General features: G+C 73.7%; 16 protein-coding genes. 10 read left to right on the plus strand and 6 right to left on the minus strand.

All coding sequences use genetic code 11. The annotated features are described in order from the left end of the window. Positions 1–71: 71 nt before the first annotated feature. Positions 72–2,345, minus strand: coding sequence for a catalase/peroxidase HPI (gene katG / locus QWY29_RS17840; protein ID WP_300962491.1), 2,274 nt, complete (start codon positions 2,343–2,345; stop codon positions 72–74). Positions 2,346–2,424: 79 nt separating this feature from the next. After that, positions 2,425–2,874: a Fur family transcriptional regulator gene (locus tag QWY29_RS17845; RefSeq protein WP_300962492.1), complete on the minus strand. Its 450-nt coding sequence runs from the start codon at positions 2,872–2,874 to the stop codon at positions 2,425–2,427. 112 nt (positions 2,875–2,986) lie between these two features. On the opposite strand from QWY29_RS17845, the gene QWY29_RS17850 reads away from it, so the two are divergent. The 4 genes from QWY29_RS17850 (at position 2,987) to ilvA (ending at position 8,650) form a co-directional block, all read left to right on the plus strand. Then, a complete protein-coding gene (locus tag QWY29_RS17850) occupies positions 2,987–4,618 on the plus strand; it encodes an AMP-binding protein (RefSeq protein WP_300962494.1) in 1,632 nt (543 codons plus the stop codon). A gap of 120 nt (positions 4,619–4,738) precedes the next feature. Continuing rightward, on the plus strand, positions 4,739–5,545 hold the full coding sequence (locus QWY29_RS17855) for a helix-turn-helix transcriptional regulator (protein ID WP_300962495.1): 807 nt from the start codon (positions 4,739–4,741) through the stop codon (positions 5,543–5,545). An 86-nt stretch (positions 5,546–5,631) separates the two neighbouring features. Further along, positions 5,632–7,365, plus strand: coding sequence for an AMP-binding protein (locus QWY29_RS17860; RefSeq protein WP_300962497.1), 1,734 nt, complete (start codon positions 5,632–5,634; stop codon positions 7,363–7,365). Between the two features lie 10 nt (positions 7,366–7,375). Then, the gene (gene ilvA, locus QWY29_RS17865) at positions 7,376–8,650 is read left to right on the plus strand and encodes a threonine ammonia-lyase IlvA (protein ID WP_300962498.1); all 1,275 of its coding nucleotides are present in this window, start codon (positions 7,376–7,378) and stop codon (positions 8,648–8,650) included. Between the two features lie 224 nt (positions 8,651–8,874). Here ilvA and QWY29_RS17870 read toward each other — a convergent pair whose 3' ends face one another. Next, complete coding sequence (locus tag QWY29_RS17870; protein WP_300962499.1) at positions 8,875–9,870, minus strand: 5'-3' exonuclease; 996 nt, start codon at positions 9,868–9,870, stop codon at positions 8,875–8,877. A 102-nt stretch (positions 9,871–9,972) separates the two neighbouring features. Between QWY29_RS17870 and QWY29_RS17875 the strand changes: the two genes are divergently transcribed. Continuing rightward, a complete protein-coding gene (locus tag QWY29_RS17875; RefSeq protein ID WP_300962500.1) occupies positions 9,973–11,511 on the plus strand; it encodes an adenylate/guanylate cyclase domain-containing protein in 1,539 nt (512 codons plus the stop codon). Between the two features lie 10 nt (positions 11,512–11,521). Here the strand turns inward: QWY29_RS17875 and QWY29_RS17880 are convergent, their stop codons facing one another. Then, entirely contained in the window at positions 11,522–12,340 is an 819-nt protein-coding gene (locus tag QWY29_RS17880) for a YwqG family protein (protein ID WP_300962502.1), read from the minus strand. Positions 12,341–12,380: 40 nt separating this feature from the next. Continuing rightward, positions 12,381–13,271: a LysR family transcriptional regulator gene (locus tag QWY29_RS17885; protein WP_300962504.1), complete on the minus strand. Its 891-nt coding sequence runs from the start codon at positions 13,269–13,271 to the stop codon at positions 12,381–12,383. A gap of 164 nt (positions 13,272–13,435) precedes the next feature. Between QWY29_RS17885 and QWY29_RS17890 the strand changes: the two genes are divergently transcribed. Continuing rightward, positions 13,436–14,938 carry an aldehyde dehydrogenase family protein gene (locus QWY29_RS17890; protein ID WP_300962505.1) on the plus strand — a complete coding sequence of 501 codons (1,503 nt, stop codon included), beginning with the start codon at positions 13,436–13,438 and terminating at the stop codon, positions 14,936–14,938. 287 nt (positions 14,939–15,225) lie between these two features. Here the strand turns inward: QWY29_RS17890 and QWY29_RS17895 are convergent, their stop codons facing one another. Next, complete coding sequence (locus QWY29_RS17895) at positions 15,226–16,704, minus strand: protein adenylyltransferase SelO (RefSeq protein WP_300962506.1); 1,479 nt, start codon at positions 16,702–16,704, stop codon at positions 15,226–15,228. A gap of 53 nt (positions 16,705–16,757) precedes the next feature. Between QWY29_RS17895 and QWY29_RS17900 the strand changes: the two genes are divergently transcribed. The 4 genes from QWY29_RS17900 to QWY29_RS17915 all read left to right on the plus strand — a co-directional run bounded on the left by QWY29_RS17900 (position 16,758) and on the right by QWY29_RS17915 (position 19,884). Further along, positions 16,758–17,198 (plus strand): hypothetical protein, encoded by a 441-nt coding sequence (locus QWY29_RS17900; RefSeq protein WP_300962507.1) that lies wholly within the window; start codon positions 16,758–16,760, stop codon positions 17,196–17,198. Between the two features lie 84 nt (positions 17,199–17,282). Next, complete coding sequence (locus QWY29_RS17905) at positions 17,283–17,651, plus strand: hypothetical protein (RefSeq protein WP_300962508.1); 369 nt, start codon at positions 17,283–17,285, stop codon at positions 17,649–17,651. A gap of 232 nt (positions 17,652–17,883) precedes the next feature. After that, the gene (locus QWY29_RS17910) at positions 17,884–18,981 is read left to right on the plus strand and encodes a sugar ABC transporter substrate-binding protein (protein ID WP_300962509.1); all 1,098 of its coding nucleotides are present in this window, start codon (positions 17,884–17,886) and stop codon (positions 18,979–18,981) included. A gap of 129 nt (positions 18,982–19,110) precedes the next feature. After that, positions 19,111–19,884 carry an ATP-binding cassette domain-containing protein gene (locus QWY29_RS17915; protein WP_300962510.1) on the plus strand — a complete coding sequence of 258 codons (774 nt, stop codon included), beginning with the start codon at positions 19,111–19,113 and terminating at the stop codon, positions 19,882–19,884. Position 19,885 lies beyond the last annotated feature (1 nt).

Raw genomic sequence — 19,885 nt, forward strand, 5'->3', positions numbered from 1 at the left:
CCGGGGACGGCACGAGCCCGGCCGCCCCTGGTGGGGACGACCGGGCTCGTGGGAGGCCCGCTAGGAGCGGGTCACTTCTCCAGGTCGAAGCGGTCCAGCTCCATGACCTTGGTCCAGGCGGCGACGAAGTCGCGCACGAACTTCTCGCGGGCGTCGTCGCTGGCGTAGACCTCCGAGAGCGCGCGCAGCTGGGAGTTCGAGCCGAAGATGAGGTCGACCGCGGTGGCGGTCCACTTCAGCTCGCCCGAGGCGGCGTCGCGGATCTCGTAGACGTTCTCCTCCGAGTCCGAGGCCTTCCACTGCGTGCCGGGGGCCAGCAGGTTGGCGAAGAAGTCGTTGGTCAGCACGCCGGGACGGTCGGTCAGCACACCGTGCTGGACGCCGCCGACGTTGTTGCCGAGCGCCCGCAGGCCGCCGACCAGGACGGTCATCTCCGGAGCGGTGAGGTCGAGCATGTAGGCCCGCTCGACCAGCAGCTTCTCCGGCATGAGCTTCTCGCCGGCCCGCAGGTAGTTGCGGAAGCCGTCGGCCCGCGGCTCGAGGACGCGGAAGGACTCGACGTCGGTCTGCTCCTGGGTGGCGTCGGTGCGACCGGCGTGGAACGGCACCTCGACCTCGACGCCGGCGTCCCGGGCGGCCTTCTCGACCGCCGCGGTGCCCGCGAGGACGATGAGGTCGGCCAGCGAGACCTGGGCACCGCCCTTGCCGTTGAAGTCGGCCCGGACGGCCTCGAGCTTCTCGAGCACGCGCTCGAGCTGCTCGGGCTGGTTGGCCGCCCAGCCGCGCTGCGGCTCGAGGCGGATGCGCGCGCCGTTGGCGCCACCGCGCTTGTCGGTGGAGCGGAAGGTCGCGGCCGAGGCCCACGCCGTCGAGACGAGCTCGGCGGTGGTGAGGCCGGACTCGAGCACGGCGGTCTTCAGCGCGGCGACGTCGGCGTCACCGACGAGCTCGCCCTGGACCGGCGGGACCGGGTCCTGCCACAGCTGCGGCTCGGGGACCCAGGGGCCGAGGTAGCGGTCGACCGGACCCATGTCGCGGTGCAGCAGCTTGTACCAGGCCTTCGCGAACGCCTGCGAGAACTCGTTGGGGTTCTCGAGGAAGCGGCGCGAGATCTTCTCGTAGTCCGGGTCGACGCGCAGCGCGAGGTCGGAGGTCAGCATCGTGGGCCGGCGCGGCGGGGAGTCCGGCGTCGGGCCGGGCACGATCGCCTCGGCGTCCTTGGCCACCCACTGCCAGGCACCGGCGGGGCTCTTCTCCAGCTCCCACTCGTACTTGAAGAGGAACTTGAAGTAGTCGTTGCTCCACCGGGTCGGCGTGGAGGTCCAGGTGACCTCGAGGCCCGACGTGATGGTGTCCTTGCCCTTGCCGGAGCCGAAGGAGGACTTCCAGCCCAGGCCCTGCTCCTCGAGCGGGGCGCCCTCCGGCTCGGGGCCCACGAGGTCGGCGTCGCCGGCGCCGTGGGTCTTGCCGAAGGTGTGGCCGCCGGCGATCAGCGCGACGGTCTCCTCGTCGTTCATCGCCATCCGGGCGAAGGTGTCGCGGATGTCGCGGGCCGAGGCCAGCGGGTCCGGGTTGCCGTTCGGGCCCTCGGGGTTGACGTAGATCAGGCCCATCTGGACCGCGCCGAGCATCTCGTCGAGCTCGCGCTCGCCGGCGTACCGCTCGTCGCCGAGCCAGGTGTCCTCGGGACCCCAGATGATCTCCTCGGGCTCCCAGATGTCCTCGCGGCCGAAGCCGAAGCCGAAGGTCTGGAAGCCCATGTCCTCCATGGCGACGGTGCCGGCGTAGACCAGCAGGTCGGCCCAGGAGATCTTCTGGCCGTGCTTCTGCTTGACCGGCCACAGCAGGCGGCGGGCCTTGTCGAGGTTGGCGTTGTCGGGCCAGCTGTTGAGCGGGGCGAAGCGCTGCGAGCCCTCGCCCGCGCCGCCGCGGCCGTCGTAGATCCGGTAGGTGCCGGCGGCGTGCCAGCTCATCCGGATGAAGAGGCCGCCGTAGTGGCCGAAGTCCGCGGGCCACCAGTCCTGGGAGGTGTTGAGCACCTCGACCACGTCGCGGCGCAGCTCGGCCAGGTCGAGCTTCTTGAACTCCTCGGAGTAGTCGAAGTCCGGGCCGAGCGGGTTGCTCTTGGAGGAGTGCGCGTGCAGCGGGGACAGGTTGAGGCTGTTGGGCCACCAGTCCTGGTTGGTGTGCGGCCGACGGTCGGTCGACGGCTGCGGCGAGTCGATCGCCGGGTTCTCGCTCTCGCTGCCCTGGGCGGCGGCGGAGTCGTGCATGACCGGGCAACCGCCCTCGGCCTTGCGGTCGACCCCCTGCGGGCTGACGGGGGCGTTGTCGTCCTGGGTCATCTGGATCCTTCCGGCTGTACGGGTGGGAGGTGGTGCTGGTCTGGCTGGTCTGTGCTGGTGGTGACGGGTCGTGCTGGGTCTAGCTGGTCGGGACGGGCTCGCCGGTGCTGCGGGCGGTTGCGCAGGCGGGGCAGGTGCCCCAGTAGACGACCTCCGCCTCCTCGACGGTGAAGCCGTGGTCGTCGGAGGCGGTGAGGCACGGGACGTGGCCGACCGCGCAGTCGACGTCGGCGATCGTGCCGCACGAGCGGCACACCAGGTGGTGGTGGTTGTCGCCGACGCGGGCCTCGTAGCGGGCGGTCGCGCCGGCGGGCTGGATGCGCCGCACGATGCCCGCCTCGGTGAGCGCGCGGAGCACGTCGTACACCGCCTGGTGGGAGACCGCGCCGAGGTCGGCGCGGACGTGGCCGATGACCGTGTCGGTGTCGGCGTGCGGGTGCTCGTGCACGGCGGTGAGCACGGCCAAGCGGGGCTTGGTGACCCGGAGCGAGGCCGCGCGCAGCAGTGCTGCGAAGTCGGGCGTCGGCATGTCCCCACCCTCGCGCCTTTTCTGGACCAAGTCAAGAATGGGGGCCTTTGGGGCCTGTCGGTGACCTGGGTCACCCTAGGGTGCGAGGACGAGACCCCTCGGGAGGGACCTGATGACCGCACAGCTGGAGCCGTCGTACGCACGGGGCGAGGGCGAGCCGCCGCTGCCCGACGAGACGATCGGCGCGAGCTTCGCGCGGACCGTGGCGACGTACGCCGACCGCGAGGCCCTCGTCGAGGTCGCCACCGGCCGCCGCTGGACGTGGACCGAGCTCGGCCGCGACGTCGACGCGCTCGCCCGCGGGCTGGTCGCCGCCGGGATCGAGGCGGGCGACCGGGTCGGCATCTGGGCGCCGAACTGCGCCGAGTGGACGATGGTGCAGTACGCCACCGCCACGATCGGCGCCGTCCTCGTCAACGTCAACCCGGCCTACCGCCGCCACGAGCTGGCCTACGCCGTCAACCAGAGCGGCATGCGGATGGTCGTCGCGGCGTCCCGCTTCAAGACCTCGGAGTACGCCGCGATGCTGGCCGACGTGCGCGAGGAGTGCCCCGCGCTGGAGCGGGTGGTGCTGCTCGACACCGACGACTGGGCCGACCTGCTGGCCGAGGGGGAGCACCTGCCCGCGGACGTGCTGGCCGAGCGCGCGGCCGGCCTGGCGCCGGACGACCCGATCAACATCCAGTACACCTCCGGCACCACCGGCCGGCCGAAGGGCGCGACGCTCAGCCACCGCAACATCCTCGGCAACGGCTTCCTGACCACCGAGCTGATCCGCCTCGGCCCCGAGGACCGGCTGTGCATCCCGGTGCCCTTCTACCACTGCTTCGGGATGGTGATGGCCAACCTCGGCTGCACCAGCCACGGCACCACGATGGTCATCCCCGCGCCGGCGTTCGACCCCGAGATCACCCTCGCCACGATCGCGGCCGAGCGGTGCACCGGCGTCTACGGCGTGCCCACGATGTTCATCGCGATGCAGCACCACCCGACCTTCGCCGACCACGACCTGTCGTCGCTGCGCACCGGGATCATGGCCGGCTCCGTCTGCCCGATCGAGGTGATGCGCCGCTGCATCGACGACATGGGGATGACCGAGGTGTCGATCGCCTACGGCATGACCGAGACCTCGCCGGTCTCCTGCCAGACGCGCGTCGACGACGACGTCGAGCGCCGCACCGCCACCATCGGCCGGGTCCACCCGCACCTGGAGGTCAAGGTCGTCGACCCGGTGACCGGCGAGACCGTCCCGCGCGGGGAGCCGGGGGAGTACTGCACCCGCGGCTACTCGGTGATGCTCGGCTACTGGCAGGAGCCGGAGAAGACCCGGGAGGCCATCGACGCGGACGGCTGGATGCACACCGGCGACCTCGCGGTCATGCGCGAGGACGGCTACTGCACGATCGTCGGCCGGATCAAGGACATGGTCATCCGGGGCGGGGAGAACATCTACCCGCGCGAGGTCGAGGACTTCCTGCACACCCACCCCGACGTCGAGGACGTCCAGGTCGTCGGCGTCCCCGACGAGCGCTACGGCGAGGAGCTCTGCGCCTGGGTCCGCCTGCGCGCCGGCGCCCCGCCGCTGGACGCCGACGCCGTCCGGTCGTTCTGCGAGGGCCGGCTCGCGCACTACAAGGTGCCGCGGTACGTGCTCGTCGTCGACGAGTTCCCGATGACCGTCACCGGCAAGGTGCGCAAGGTCGAGATGCGCGAGCGGTCCACAGCGGAGCTCGGGCTGGGGTGAGCCGGGTCGGCCGGTCGTCGTGCGGAGCGCTGCTCGCGGACCGCTCGCGGGCCGCTCGCAGGCCGATCCTGACCCGCGACGCCGGGTAACCTGCTGGCGAGAGACCAGCAGGGAGGTCGCGTGGACCCGAGGGCCGAGGAGACGCGCCTGTGGGCGTCCGCGCTCGGCGCGCTCCGCGAGCGCACCGGGGTGCCGATGGTCTTCGGCGGCGCGATCGTCCCCGGCGGCCTGAGGCTGACCCACTTCGTCGGCGCCCGGACCGGCTCGCTGGAGGGGCTGCTCGTCCGGCCCGGCTCCGGCCTCGGCGGTCGCGTCTGGCAGGAGTCCGACGCGCGGGTCGTCGCCGACTACGGCCTCGCCTCCGACATCTCCCACGACTACGACGAGCCGGTCCGCGCCGAGGGCCTGCGCACCGTCGTCGGCGCGCCTGTCCTCGTCGACCGGGCGGTGCGGGGCGTCGTGTACGCCGGCACCCGGGGCGCCCCCGTCACGGGTGACCGCCTCCGCGACGCCGCCGTCAGCGCCGCCCGCGCCCTCGCCCGCCAGATCGCCCTCGAGGACGAGGTCGAGCGGCGCGTCGCCGCCCGGCGGGCCCGCGACGAGCAGGCCGCCACCGCCCTCGGCCGGGCCCACGCCGAGGTCCGGGCGCTCGTCGGGACGACCGCCGACCCCGAGCTGCGCGACCGGCTCGAACGGCTCGCCTCGCTGCTCGTCCTCGGCCCCGCCGAGCGGCCCGCCCTCACCCCGCGCCAGGTCGACGTGCTCTCGCTCGTCGCCACCGGGGCCAGCTATGCCGCCGTCGGCGAGCGGCTCGGGCTCTCCGCCCAGACCGTGAAGTCCTACATGCGCGACCTGCTCGTCGTCCTCGGCGCCCACAGCCGCCACGAGGCCGTCGCCGAGGCCCGCCGCCTCCGGCTCGTGCCCTGACCCGGCTCCACGGCCGAGCGGGTCCGTCGGCGAGGACCCCCATCGGGGGGTGTGACGAGCGTCGCTGGTCGCCGACCCTGGAACGCATGATCCCCATCGCTGCCACGACGCCCACCGAGGAGCTGCGCCGGGCGCGGGAGACGCTGCTGCGGCACCGCGCGGCGTACGACGCTGCCGTGGCCGGCTTCGTCTGGCCGGACGTGGGTCCCCACTTCAACTTCGCGCACGACTGGTTCGACGCGTTCGCCCGTGGCGACGACCGGCCCGGGCTGGTCATCCGGGAGGAGGACGGCAGCCGCGCGTCGTACTCCTTCGGGGAGCTCGTCGACCGCTCCGACCAGGTCGCGGCGGCGCTGGCCTCCCACGGCGTGCGGCGTGGCGACGCGGTGCTGGTGATGCTGGGCAACCAGGTCGAGCTGTGGGAGACCATGCTCGCGGTGCTCAAGCTGGGCGCGGTGGTCATGCCGACCACGACTGCGGTGACGGCGGCGGAGCTGGCCGACCGGGTCGAGCGCGGCGACGCGCGGGCCGTGGTGTGCAACCCCGCCGACACCGAGAAGTTCGCCGGGCTGGAGCGCGACCTGCTGCGGTTCGCCGTGGGCGAGGTCGACGGCTGGGTGGACCACCGGGCGGCGTACGACCTCGAGCCGCGGCCGCTCCCGCACCCCGGCAACCTCAGCGACGACCGGCTGCTCCTCTACTTCACCAGCGGCACGACGAGCCGGCCCAAGCTGGTCGAGCACACGCACCGGTCCTACCCGGTGGGGCACCTGACGACGATGTACTGGCTCGGGCTGCAGCCCGGCGACGTGCACCTCAACGTCTCCAGCCCCGGGTGGGCCAAGCACGCGTGGTCGAGCTTCTTCGCGCCGTGGCTGGCGGAGGCGACCGTGCTGGTGCACAACTACCGGCGCTTCGAGCCCACCTCGATGCTCGGCGTGCTGCGCGAGGAACAGGTGACGACGTTCTGCGCGCCGCCGACGGTGTGGCGGATGCTCATCAACGCCGACCTGACCGGCGGGCCGGGCACGCTGCGCGAGGCGATCGGTGCGGGCGAGCCGCTCAACGCCGAGGTCATCAAGCAGGTCCGCGACCACTGGGGCCTGACGATCCGCGACGGGTTCGGCCAGACCGAGACCACCGCGTCGATCGCCAACACCCCGGGCCAGCCGGTCCGGGCGGGCTCGATGGGCCGGCCGCTGCCGGGCGTGCCGGTCGTGCTGGTCGACCCGATGAGCGGGCAGGTCGTCGAGGGCGTCGGCGAGGGGGAGATCTGCCTCGACCTGTCGGCGGCACCGGTGAACCTGATGACCGGCTACCAGGGCGACGCGGTGCGCAACGCCGAGGCGATGGCGGGCGGCTGGTACCACACCGGCGACGTCGCCGAGCGCGACGCGGACGGCTACATCACCTACGTCGGTCGCACCGACGACGTCTTCAAGGCCTCCGACTACAAGGTCTCGCCGTTCGAGCTGGAGTCGGTGCTCATCGAGCACCCCGCGGTCGCGGAGGCGGCCGTCGTGCCGGCGCCCGACCCGGTGCGCCTCGCGGTCCCCAAGGCGTACGTCGCGCTGGCCCCCGGCCACCAGCCCACGGCCGAGACCGCGCGGTCGATCCTGGCCCACGCGCGCGAGCAGCTGCCGCCGTACCTCCGGGTGCGCCGGCTGGAGTTCTTCGAGCTGCCCAAGACGATCTCGGGCAAGATCCGCCGCGTCGAGCTGCGGGCGCGCGAGGTCGAGCTGGCGCAGGCGCGGCCGACGACCGAGCACCGCGACGACGACTTCGACCTGCGCGCCGAGGCCGTCCGGGCCGCGCACTAGGGTCGTCGGCGTGGAGCTGCCGACCGCGACGGACGTCGAGCGCGCTGCGCGGCTGCTGGGCGGGGTGGTCGGCACCAGCCCGCTGCAGCACTCCGCGCGACTCTCCGCGCTGACCGGCCTCGACGTGTGGCTCAAGCGCGAGGACCTGCAGGAGGTGCGCTCCTACAAGGGCCGCGGCGCCTACAACCTCGTCGCCGGGCTGGGCGCGGAGGAGCAGCAGCGCGGGGTGACCTGCGCGAGCGCGGGCAACCACGCGCAGGGCGTCGCCTTCGCCTGCTCGCGGCTCGGGGTCCGCGCCACGATCTTCCTGCCCCGCACGACGCCCCGGCAGAAGCGGGCGCGCATCGCCGCGCTCGGCGGGCCGCTGGTCGACGTGGTCGTGGACGGCGACACGTACGACGACGCCAACCGGCTCTGCCAGGAGCTCGCGGCCTCGACCGGCGCGGCCGTCGTGCCGGCCTTCGACGACCCCCGCACGATCGCCGGGCAGGGCACCGTCGCGCTGGAGGTGCTCGACCAGCTCGCCCAGCAGGGCCGCAGCCCCGACGTGGTCGTCGCGCCCGTCGGCGGCGGCGGGCTCCTGGCCGGCATGGTCACCCTGCTCGCCGAGCGCGCCCCCGAGGTGGGGCTCGTCGGGGTGGAGCCCGCGGGCGCCGCGTCGATGACGGCCGCGCTCGCGGCGGGCGGGCCGGTGGAGCTGGCGACCGTCGACTCGTTCGTCGACGGTGCCGCCGTGCGGCGGGCCGGCGACTGGACCCACGCGGTGCTCGCCGCGCAGGGCGCGCAGCGGCCGCGGCTGGTCACGGTCCCCGAGGGTCTGGTCTGCGTCGAGATGCTCGACCTCTACCAGTCCGACGGGATCATCGCCGAGCCCGCCGGCGCCCTCGCTCCCGCCGCGCTCCGCGACCCCGCGGTCGGGCCGGTCGCGGACCCCGGTGCCACCGTGGTGTGCGTGCTCTCGGGCGGCAACAACGACGTCAGCCGCTACGCCGAGGTGGTCGAGCGGGCGCTCGTCCACGAGGGGCTGCGGCACTACTTCCTCGTGGAGTTCCCCCAGGAGCCGGGCGCGCTGCGGATGTTCCTCGACGAGGTGCTCGGGCCCGACGACGACATCGTGCTCTTCGAGTACGTCAAGCGGTCCAACCGCGAGACCGGGCCGGCGCTGGTCGGCATCGAGCTCCAGCGGCCGACCGACTACGCGGCGCTGCTGGAGCGGATGACCTCCTCCGGCATCCGGGTCGAGGTCGTCGAGCCGACCAGCCCGCTCTTCCGGATGGTGCAGTAGCCGGTCCGCTGACCGGCCCGCGACGGCATTTCTTTGCCGTCGACGCGGTCTAGTCCGCGTTTCGTGGTCACCCGGTCGGGGACGATGAGGTCCTGCTGGAGGGAGCATGACTGCCGCAAGGCACCAGCAGGACGGGTTACCTCCGTGGCCCGTCGGGCTGTCTCGGTCGGTCCCCCCACATCAGCGACCGGGACAGCCCACCAGCGAGCACACGGCGTACGCCGTCAGCCGGCCGAGGCCGGGGGCTCGGTGAGCACGCGCAGCGCGAGCGCGGTGGTCGACTCCACGCCGAGGTGGCCGACCACGCGGGTGACGCGGACCGGGTCGAGCGGCAGCAGGCCAGGGGAGCCGGCGACGTCGGGGTGCAGCCCCAGGTCGACCTCGCGGCCGCGCATGATCGCGAGGTTGAACTCGTACCGCTCGCGCGCGCCCTCGGCCGTCAGCCGGGTCAGCAGCCGCTTGCCGATGCGTGGCACGCCCGTCTCGGTGCACCAGGAGTCGACGGCGGCGACGAGGTTCTCCCCGGCGCAGTGGTCGATGTCGGCCCAGACCGCCTGCATCGGGCCGACCTGCTCGAGCAGCACCGGGGCGGTCTTCTCGCCGATCCCGGGCACGCCGGGCAGGTTGTCGCTGGCGTCGCCCCGCAGCGCGGCGAACTCCAGGTAGCGCTCCGCCGCCACGCCGTACATCGCACGCAGCCGGCCCGGGTTCAGCAGCGGCGAGGCGGTGATGCCGCCGTCGATGAGGCGCAGCACCGAGGTGTGCTCGGAGATGTGGGCGAAGGAGTCGCGGTCGGAGGTGACGAGCACGCAGCTCCAGCCCTCCCGCTCGGCCCAGGTCGCGGCGGAGGCGTTGACGTCGTCGGCCTCGAGGCCGGGCGGGGTGACCGTCAGCAGGCCGAGGGCGTCGAGCAGCGCCCCGGCCCGCTCGAGCTGGTCGACGAGCGCGTCGTCCTTGGGCGCTCGGCCGGCCTTGTACGCCGGGTACGCCGCCTCGCGCTCCGACGCGGTCCGGTCGTCGAGCCCGAAGAGCACCGCGTCGGGCGCGAACTGGTCGACCGCCTCGAGGATCTGCCGCAGCATCCCGTGCAGCGCCCAGGCCGGTCGCCCGCCGCGGTCGCGCAGGTCGGTGTGGGCCCGCGCGTGGTGGTTGCGGTGCAGCAGCGAGGGGGCGTCGACGGCGAGCAGCAGCTTGCGGGGGCGGTCGGGAGGAGGTCGCATGGCGGTGTCGCGAGCCTACGGGTCGCGGCCCGGTACCGTGCGGCCACCACGGACCGCGGACCACCCCGGCCCGGGAGCACCGGCGACGACCGGGAGGTGCGGATGGCCAGGCGTTCGGCACCCTTCGGCGCGCGCGTGCTCGGCCGGCCCGACCAGTCGGTGCGCGCGCTGCGGCTGCGCGTGCAGGTGCTGCTCACCGTGATGCTGGTCGGCACCAACGTCGTCGCCGCCGGCGTCGTCTTCCTCATCGCCTCCTTCGTCGTGCCCGCGCCGTCCCCGACCGGGGCGACGGTGCTGGCGCTGGCGATCGCGGTGCCGACGTACGTCGGCGTGGCGGTCGTCGTCGGCGTCGCGGTCGGCACCCGGCTGGCCCTGCGCGCCCTGCGGTGGGCGACCGAGGGCACCGAGCCCGACCTGCGGCAACGGCTCGCAGCCCTGCGCGTCCCGCTGTGGCTGACGGTCATGCAGGGGGCGCTGTGGCTGGCGGCGACCGCGCTCTTCACCACCCTCGCGCTGGTGCTGCAGCCCGACCGCGCCCTCGGCTCCGGCGTCTCGGTCGGCATCGCCGGCCTGGTGGCGTGCGGCATCGCCTTCCTGCTGACCGACTTCGTCATGCGGCCGATCTCCGCCCGCGCGCTCGACGGCCTGGCGGTCGCCGACCGGCCGCGCGGCGCCGGGGTCGGTGGCCGGATGGTGCTCTTCTGGTGCCTCGGCACCGCGGCCCCGGTCTGCGGCATGGTCGTCGCCTCGGTCGTCGGGGTGGCCGGCGACGACGGCGCGCGGGACCGGCTGCCGTTCACCGTGCTCGCGATCAGCGCGGTCGTGCTGGTCTTCGGGCTGATGACCACCGTGCTCAACGCGCGGTCGATCGTCGCTCCGGTCAGCAGCGTGCAGGAGGCGCTGCTCGACGTCGAGCGTGGCGACCTCGACCGCGAGGTGGTGGTCTTCGACGGCACCGAGCTGGGCTCGCTGCAGGCCGGCTTCAACGCGATGGCGCAGGGGCTGCGCGAGCGCGAGCAGCTGCGCGACCTCTTCGGCCGCCACGTCGGCCGCGACGTCGCCCTGGCCGCGGCAGCCAAGGGGGTCGAGCTCGGCGGGGAGTCCCGCCGGGTGACGGTGCTCTTCGTCGACCTGGTCGGCTCCACGACGTACGCCACCCGGCACGAGCCGGGGGAGGTCGTGCGGACGCTCAACCGGTTCTTCGGCGTGGTCGTCGAGGAGGTCGACCGGCAGCGGGGGCTGGTCAACAAGTTCATGGGCGACGCGGTGCTCGCGGTCTTCGGCGCGCCCGTCGACCACCCCGACCACGCCACCGCAGCGCTCGCCGCCGCCCGCGCGATCGCGGCCCGGCTCGCCGAGGAGGTGCCGGAGGTCAGTGCCGGCATCGGCGTCGCGACCGGGGACGCCGTGGCCGGCAACGTCGGCGCCGCGAGCCGGTTGGAGTACACCGTCGTCGGCGACGCGGTCAACAGCGCCGCCCGCCTCACCGACCTCGCCAAGCAGGTCCCCGGCTGCGCGCTGGCCGCGTGGCAGACCGTCACCGAGGCCGCGGACGACGAGGCCGGCCGGTGGACCCGGCACGAGCCGGTCCTGCTCCGCGGGCGCGAGGAGGAGACCGACACCGCGGTGCTCTGCGGCTGAGGGCCGGCGCTCAGCCGCAGGCCCACTCCCACCAGCAGCCGCTGACGTCGCCGGCCGCGAGCGCCTCGGGGTCCCCGAAAAGGTGCGCCGCGCCGAGGTCGCCCCACTCGAAGAGCCCGTCGGGCTCGGCGTCCAGCCGCAGCAGCAGACGGTGCGGCCGGCCCGGTGGCACCGTCGGCGGACCCTGCACGAAGTGCGGCCAGCCCCCGACCTGCACCGACGGCAGGTCGGTCGCCTCCTCCTTCAGGTCGTCGTCGTCCTCGGCGACCCGCTCCAGAGCGGCGTACGCCGCCGGCGACGCCGCGACGTCCTCCTCGAGGTGCTCCCAGGCGGTCGGCAGCATCGTGGCGGCCGCGAACACCAACGGCCGGGCGGTCTCCGGCTCGGCCACCGGGCTCGCCAGCTCCGGGTCCGGGTGGCCCGCGGGGAAGGCCTCGGCGGGGCCCGCTCCGGGGGCCACGAGCACCGCCTCGTCGTGCCACCGGACGGTCAAGCCGCCGGTCTCCGGTGCGTCGTCGAGGTCCATCCCGTGCAGCTCGTCGGAGCGGACGAACCACTGCAGCAGCCCGGCCCGGGGGAAGCCCGGGACCGGCGGCACCTCGGCGAGGTCGACCTGCACCAGGAAGTCCATCGGTCGGCCCTCGTGGTCGCGCGGCCACGTCCCGCCGGCGGGCAGGAACGGCAGGCCGCCGACTTGGGACCGGAGCGCTCGACCGCCGGTCGTCGGCGCCGGCCGGCCCGCGGCCACCGGGCGCAGCAGGGCGCGGACCGAGGCCCGCTCGGCCTCGGGGACGCGGTCGATCATGGTCAGGCGGGCGGCCTCGCTCATGCCCGCGACCGTAGCGGCAGCCGGCCGGCGCCCAAGTGCCTCAGCGCAGCTCGGCCGCGCGGGCCTGCACCTCGCTGCGGATCGCGGCGAGCGCGGCGACCGCCGGAGCGCGCCGCACGCTCGCGCTGGCCAGGGCGGCGACGAAGGTGAGCTCGACCCGCACCCTGCGCGGGAGCACCGGCTCCAGGCCGGTCGAGCGGCGCGCCAGGAAGGTCGGCAGCAGGGCGATCCCGGCCCCCGCCCGCGCCGCCTCCAGCTGTGCGAAGACGCTCGTCGACCCCAGCTGCACCGCCCGCTCGGCGAAGAGCCGGTCGACCAGCTGCAGGTCGCTGACCCGCAGCGCGCCCTCGACGTAGTAGACGAGCGCGTGGTCGTCGAGCTCGGCCTGCGAGCGCGGTCGCCCGGCCCGGTCGAGGTAGTCGGGGGACGCGAAGAGGCCGAGGTCGTACGGCGCCAGGTCGATCGTCCGCACGCGCGGCGACAGCGGCTCGCCCACGCCGACCTCCACGTCGGCGCCGCTGCCGTGCACGATCGGGCGGGTGGCCGCCGTCAGCTCGACGGTGACCCGCGGGTGCCGACGCCGGAGCGCGGCGAGCGCCGGCGCGGCGTACACCGCGGCGAACGCCTCGGGCGCGGAGACCCGCACCAGCCCGGCGAGCTCGCCCTCCCCGTCGCCGTCGGCGCTGAGCGCGTGGCGGGCGGTGGTGACTGCGCGCTCGACCGACTCCGCGGCCGGCAGCAGGGACCGGCCCAGCTCGGTGAGGTGGCAGCCGCGGGTGGTGCGCGAGACGACCGGCGCGCCGACGGTCGCCTCCAGCGCGTCGAGGCGGCGCGAGACCGTGGAGTGGGTCAGCCCGAGCGCGGTGCCGGCGGCGCTCAGGTTGCCGGTGCGCGCGACCTCCAGCAGCACGACCAGGTCGTCGGCGCGCATCGATGGCCTCCCTGGTCCGACGAGCAGCGCTGTGCATCCTTGCACAGCCCGTGTGCGGGGGTCGGCGTTGTTCCGGGGCTTCGGATGGGCGAACCTGTTACCGGTCCGGCGCGTCCGCCGCGCCGCCGTCGTACCCCCGTGTCCCACCCGAGGAGACCCGCACCGTGAAGCTGCAGACCACCATCGACGCCCCCGACGCCGGCACCCCCGACTGGCCGATGCTGATCGGCGGGGAGTGGGTCCCCTCGGAGAGCGGCGCGTGGCGCGACGTGGTGACCCCGGCGCGTGCGGAGAAGGTGCTCGCGCGGGTGCCGGAGAGCACCAAGGCCGACCTCGACCGCGCCGTCGACGCGGCGACCGCCGCGCTGCCGGCCTGGCGCGCGCTGCACTTCCGCGAGCGCGGCACGATCCTGCTGCGCATCGCCGACGCGCTCGAGGCCCGGGCCGAGGACTTCGCCCAGCTCACCGCCCAGGACACCGGCAACGCGCTGCGAACCCAGGCGCGGCCGGAGTCGGCGACGCTGGTGGCGCTGTTCCGCTACTTCGGCGGCGTGGCCGGCGAGTTCAAGGGCACGGTGCTGCCGGCCGGCGACGACCAGCTGCAGTACACCCGGCTCGAGCCGCTCGGCGTCGTCGGCGCGATCCTGCCGTGGAACTCCCCGCTCATGATCGCCGCGATGAAGCTGCCCGCCGCGCTCGCCGCCGGCAACACCCTCGTCGTCAAGCCGGCCGAGGACGCGCCGCTGACGATCCTGCTGCTCGCCCAGGTCATGTCCGAGCACCTCCCGGCCGGCGTGCTCAACGTCGTCACCGGTGTCGGCGAGACCGTCGGCCAGGCGATCTCCGAGCACCCGGGCATCCACAAGGTCTCCTTCACCGGCTCCTCCGAGGTCGGCCGGATCGTCGGCGCCACCGCCGGCAACCGGCTCGCCCACCAGTCGCTCGAGCTCGGCGGCAAGTCGCCCAACATCGTGTGCCCCTCGGCCGCCGCGCCCGACGTCATCGAGGCGACCGCCGAGGGCGTGCTGCTCGCGATGCGCTTCAGCCGCCAGGGCCAGTCGTGCACCGCGGGCTCGCGGCTGTTCCTGCACGAGGACGTGCACGACGAGTTCCTGAAGGTCCTGGTCGACAAGGTCTCGAAGCTCAAGGTCGGCGACCCGCTCGCCGAGGAGACCGACATGGGCGCGATCATCAACCGCTCGCAGTACGAGCAGGTCCTCGACTACATCGAGGACGGCAAGTCCCAGCCCGGTGTCCGCGTCGCCCTCGACATGTCCCGCGACGTGCCCGAGGGCCTCGAGGGCTACTACCAGGGCCCCACGATCCTCGCCGGCGTCGCCAACGACTGGCGCATCGCCCGCGAGGAGATCTTCGGCCCCGTGCTCGTCGTCATCCCGTGGAAGGACGAGGACGAGGTCGTCGCCATGGCCAACGACTCCCACTACGGCCTCGCCGCTTTCGTCTGGTCCCGCGACCTCGACCAGGCCCTCGGCCTCGCCCACCGCATCGAGTCCGGCTGGGTGCAGGTCAACCAGGGCGGCGGCCAGGTCGTCGGCCAGTCCTACGGCGGCTACAAGTCCTCCGGCATCGGCCGGGAGTTCTCCATCGAGGGCGCCATCGAGGGCTTCACCCAGACCAAGCAGATCAACGTGAAGCTCGGTCGCTGATCCTGTCGCTCCATCAAGGTATGCAGGGAAGCCAACGAACCGGGCGGTGTCGGTTCGCCTGCATACCTTGATGAACCCCCGCTTCCCACGGTGAGCTCACACGGGGGAGTGACGGTTCGGCTGCATACCTGGATGAACCGACGGCCGCTGCGCGGGGCAGTTCGGCCGTTCGCCCCGCAGCCGTGAGGTTCATCGGCCAGCCGCTGAACCTCACGGTGGGCCGATGAAACTTCATCGGCCCACCGGCAGTTTCATCGGCCAGCCGACGAAACTTCGGGCCGCCCGCCTCAGGTCCCGCAGTACGTCGTGTAGGCGCCGAAGTCGGGCGGGGCGGGGGCGGCGTACGCCGCGAGGCCGGGCCGCTCGTCGTACGGCGAGCGCAGCACGTCCACCAGCCGCTCGACCGGGCCGAGGTCACCGGCGGTGGCGGCGTCCAGCGCCTCCTCGACCAGGTGGTTGCGGGGGACGTAGACGGGGTTGACCCGGTCCATCGCGTCGGCGTCGGGGCCGAGCGCGCGCCACCGCTCGAGCCAGTCGTCGAGCGGGCGCAGGTCGAGCACCAGGCCACGCACGGGCTCGGCGTCGCCGCGGGCGGCCGACGAGAGCGCGCGGAAGAACGTCGTCCAGTCGACGTGGCCGGACCGCAGGATCGGGAACAGCTCGTCGACCAGCGGCACCAGCACGTCGTCGGCCAGCCCCTCGGGCAGGCCGGTCTTGCGCCGCATCTGGTCGGTGAAGGCCGCGCTGTAGGTCGTGCGGAACGCCCCCAGCGCCTCGGTGGCGACCTCGATCGCGCGGTCCTCGGACTCGTCGAGCAGCGGCAGCAGCGCCTCGGCCAGCCGGGCGAGGTTCCACTCCGCGACGACCGGCTGGTTGCCGTAGGCGTAGCGGCCGCCCTCGTCGATCGAGCTGAAGACCGTCGTGGGGTCGAAGGCCTCCATGAACGCGCACGGCCCGTAGTCGATCGTCTCGCCCGAGAGCGTCATGTTGTCGGTGTTCATCACGCCGTGGACGAAGCCGACGGCCATCCACTGCGCCACCAGCCGCGCCTGCACGTCGACGACGGCGGCCAGGAACGCGACGTACGGCGCCTCCGCGTCCCGCGCCGCCGCCGGGTGGTGCCGGTCGATCGCGTGGTCGACCAGCCGCCGGAGCAGCTCGGTGTCGCCGGTCGCCCGGGCGTACTGCACCGTGCCGACCCGCAGGTGGCTCGAGGCGACCCGCGCCAGCACGGCCCCGGGCAGCACGGTCTCGCGCTGCACCTTCCGCCCGGTCGCGACGACCGCGAGCGAGCGGGTCGTCGGGATGCCCAACGCGTGCATCGCGGTCGCGACGACGTGCTCGCGCAGCATCGGCCCGACGGCCGCGAGCCCGTCGCCGCCGCGCGCGAACGGCGTGCGGCCCGAGCCCTTGAGGTGCAGGTCGCGCAGGCTTCCGTCGGGCATCGCCAGCTCGCCGAGCAGCAGCGCGCGGCCGTCGCCGAGCCGCGGGGAGAAGCCGCCGAACTGGTGGCCCGAGTAGGCCTGCGCCACGGTCCGCGCGCCCTCGGGCACGCGGGTGCCGGTCAGCAGGCCGAGCCCGTCGGGGCTGCGCAGCCAGTCGGCGTCGAGGTCGAGCTCGGTGGCCAGCTCCTCGTCGAGGGCGAGCAGCCGGGGCTCGGGCGCCTCGGCGGCCTGCCACGGCACCGCCAGGTCGGGCAGCTCGTCGGCGAACCGGTGGCCGAGACGGACGGTCGAGCCGGACAGGGAGGAGGGTGCGACGCTCACCCCCTCGAGAGTACGTCGCGTGACCGACCGCCCCCGGCGTCGTTTCTCCGGTCGTGACCCGGTCCCTCCGCGCGCTCGTGCCAGCGCTCGTGCCCGCGCTCGTGCTCGTCCTCGCGGCGCACGCCGCCCCCGCCGGTGCGACCACCGTTTCCGCGGACGACGGGTCGGGCGCCTCGGGCTGGACGAAGGGCCGCAGCGGGACGCTCCACGACGGGTGCCGGGCCTACACCTACCGCTACGGGGTCGAGGTGCCGACCGAGTCGTGGAGCCTCGAGGTCACCGTGGTGGACCCCTCCGGCGAGGCGGTCGCCAGCGACCTGCTCCACGCCGAGAGCGAGCCGGCGACCGGCAAGCGCCGCTACCGGCTGTGCCGCGCGGCCACCCGGCCGGGGCGGTTCGTCCTGCGCGCGCGCCTCGTCACCACCGACGGCTGGACCAAGGAGGTCGTGCCGCTCGAGCGCACGCGCTTCCGCCTCCGGGCGCCCCGGCGCTGACCCGAAGCCCCGCGGCGACACTGGTCTCGACCTGTTCGGCAAAGCGAGTGGAGCCGCGCGGTGAGGCTCCGGGACAATCCCGCCATGGCCACGCTGACCATCCACGACGACGTCCTCTCCCTCCGCCTCACCCGCGCCGAGAAGGTCCTCGGGTTGCTGCGCGACCTCGACGTTCCGCTCTCGTCGGTCGTGTCCGCCGACGTGGTCGCCGACGGCCGCGACGCGATCCGCGGCGTCCGGGCCCCCGGTTACGCGGTGCCGGGCCACCGGTTCATCGGCACCTGGCGCGGCGCCGGCCGTCGCCTGGTCGACGTCCGCCCCGGCCGGCCCGCCCTGCGCGTGCGCCTCGACGGCCAGCGGTACGACGAGCTGCTCGTCCAGGTCGACGACGCCGCCTCGCTGGCCGGGTCGCTCACCCGATCGCTCACCCCGCAGCCCGCTCGGCGCGGCTGAGCGGCCCGCCCGCCCCACCCCTGCGCGCGCCAAGCGCCCCGTCGGCGACGGGGCGCAAGGTCGTCGCGCCCACAGCGGCGTCAAGTAACGGTTTGGAAACGTCCGGACCATCGCGCCGTCACCTCTGGACGTGGGCGTCGTCACATGCATATGTTGTGCCGCACAACAAACGCGTGATGCCTCCGGGAGTCGGTAGAGCGGGCGCGGACGATCGCTCAAGGAGGCGGATCGCGTGAAGCGGAAGCACAGCCTGGCCATGGCGGCCCTGATGGGGCTGGCCCTGACGGTCTCGGCCTGCGGGTCGGACGACGGTGGCGACAGCGCCGACGACAGCAGCAGCAGCTCGAGCAGCAGCGCCGACGGCAAGATCGGCGTCATCCTCCCCGACACCGAGTCCTCGGTGCGGTGGGAGAGCGCGGACCGCCCGGCCCTCGCGGCCGCCTTCGACGAGGCCGGCGTCGAGTACGACATCCAGAACGCCGAGGGCGACGCGGAGCGGATGACCCAGATCGCCGACACGATGATCGGCAACGGCGTCACCGTCCTCGCGATCGTCAACCTCGACTCCGAGTCGGGCGCGGCCATCCAGGAGAAGGCCGCCTCGCAGGGCGTCGCCACCATCGACTACGACCGCCTGACCCTGGGCGGCTCGGCGGAGTACTACGTCTCCTTCGACAACACCGTCGTCGGCGAGCTGCAGGGCCAGGGCCTCGCGGACTGCCTCGGCGAGAAGGCCGCCAACGTGGTCTTCCTCAACGGCTCGCCCACCGACAACAACGCGACGCTGTTCGCCGAGGGCGCGCACAGCGTGCTCGACGGGATCAGCAGCTACAAGAACGTCGGCGAGCAGGCCGTCCCCGAGTGGGACAACGAGGAGGCGGCGACGATCTTCCAGCAGCTCTACACCGCCGCCGACGGCAAGGTCGACGGCGTCCTCGCCGCCAACGACGGCCTCGCCGGTGCCGCGATCGGCATCCTCGAGGGCAACGGCCAGGCCGGCAAGGTCCCGGTCACCGGCCAGGACGCCACGGTCGAGGGCCTGCAGAACGTCCTCGCCGGCACCCAGTGCATGACGGTCTACAAGTCCGCCAAGCAGGAGGCCGCGGCGCTCGCCGAGGCCGCGATCGCGCTGGTCAACGGCGAGGAGGCCGAGACCACCGGCACGACGACCGACTCCGAGGGCGGCCGCGACGTGCCGTCGATCCTGCTCGAGCCGCAGTCCATCACCAAGGACAACGTCGGCGACGTGATCGACGACGGCGGCCAGAAGGTCGAGGACGTCTGCACCGGCAAGTTCGAGAAGCTCTGCGCCGACGCCGGCATCTCCTGAGCCGTCCCGAGCAACCCGAGCAACGCCCGAGGTCTGACCCGTCGGACCTCACCTGATCGGCGCCCGGGCCGCACGCGGCCCGGGCGCCTTTCGTTCACCCGCACAACAAATCCGAGGGAGTAGGACTCCATGACTCAACCGCTGCTCGAGCTGCGCGGGGTCAACAAGAGCTTCGGCGCCGTGCACGTCCTCCACGACGTGGACTTCGCGGTCTACCCGGGCCAGGTCACCGCGCTCGTCGGCGACAACGGCGCCGGCAAGTCGACGCTGGTCAAGATCATCGCCGGCATCTACGGCCGCGACAGCGGTGACTACGTCTTCGACGGCCAGGACGTCACGGTCCACGGCCCGCGCGACGTCGCGGCCCTCGGGGTGGAGGTCGTCTACCAGGACCTCGCGCTGTGCGACAACCTCGACATCGTCGAGAACATGTTCCTCGGCCGCGAGGAGACCCGCGGCATCGGACTCGACGAGGTCACCATGGAGGCCCGCGCCCGCGAGACCCTCGCCTCGCTCTCGGTGCGCACGGTGAAGTCGGTGCGCCAGGGCGTCGCCAGCCTGTCCGGCGGCCAGCGGCAGACCGTGGCCATCGCCAAGGCCGTGCTGTGGAACTCCAAGATCGTCCTGCTCGACGAGCCGACCGCCGCGCTCGGCGTCGCGCAGACCCGCCAGGTCCTCGACCTGGTACGCCGCCTGGCCGACCGTGGCCTCGGGGTCGTGCTGATCTCGCACAACATGACCGACGTGTTCGAGGTCGCCGACCGGATCACCGCGCTCTACCTCGGGCGGGTCGCGGCCGACGTACCGGCCAAGGACCTGACCCACAGCCAGGTCGTCGAGCTGATCACCGCCGGCCGCTCCGGTGACCTCGGCATCACCAACGTCGCCACCGCCACGATCTGAG

The sequence above is a fragment of the Nocardioides abyssi genome (assembly GCF_030412915.1).
Taxonomy (GTDB): domain Bacteria; phylum Actinomycetota; class Actinomycetes; order Propionibacteriales; family Nocardioidaceae; genus Nocardioides; species Nocardioides abyssi.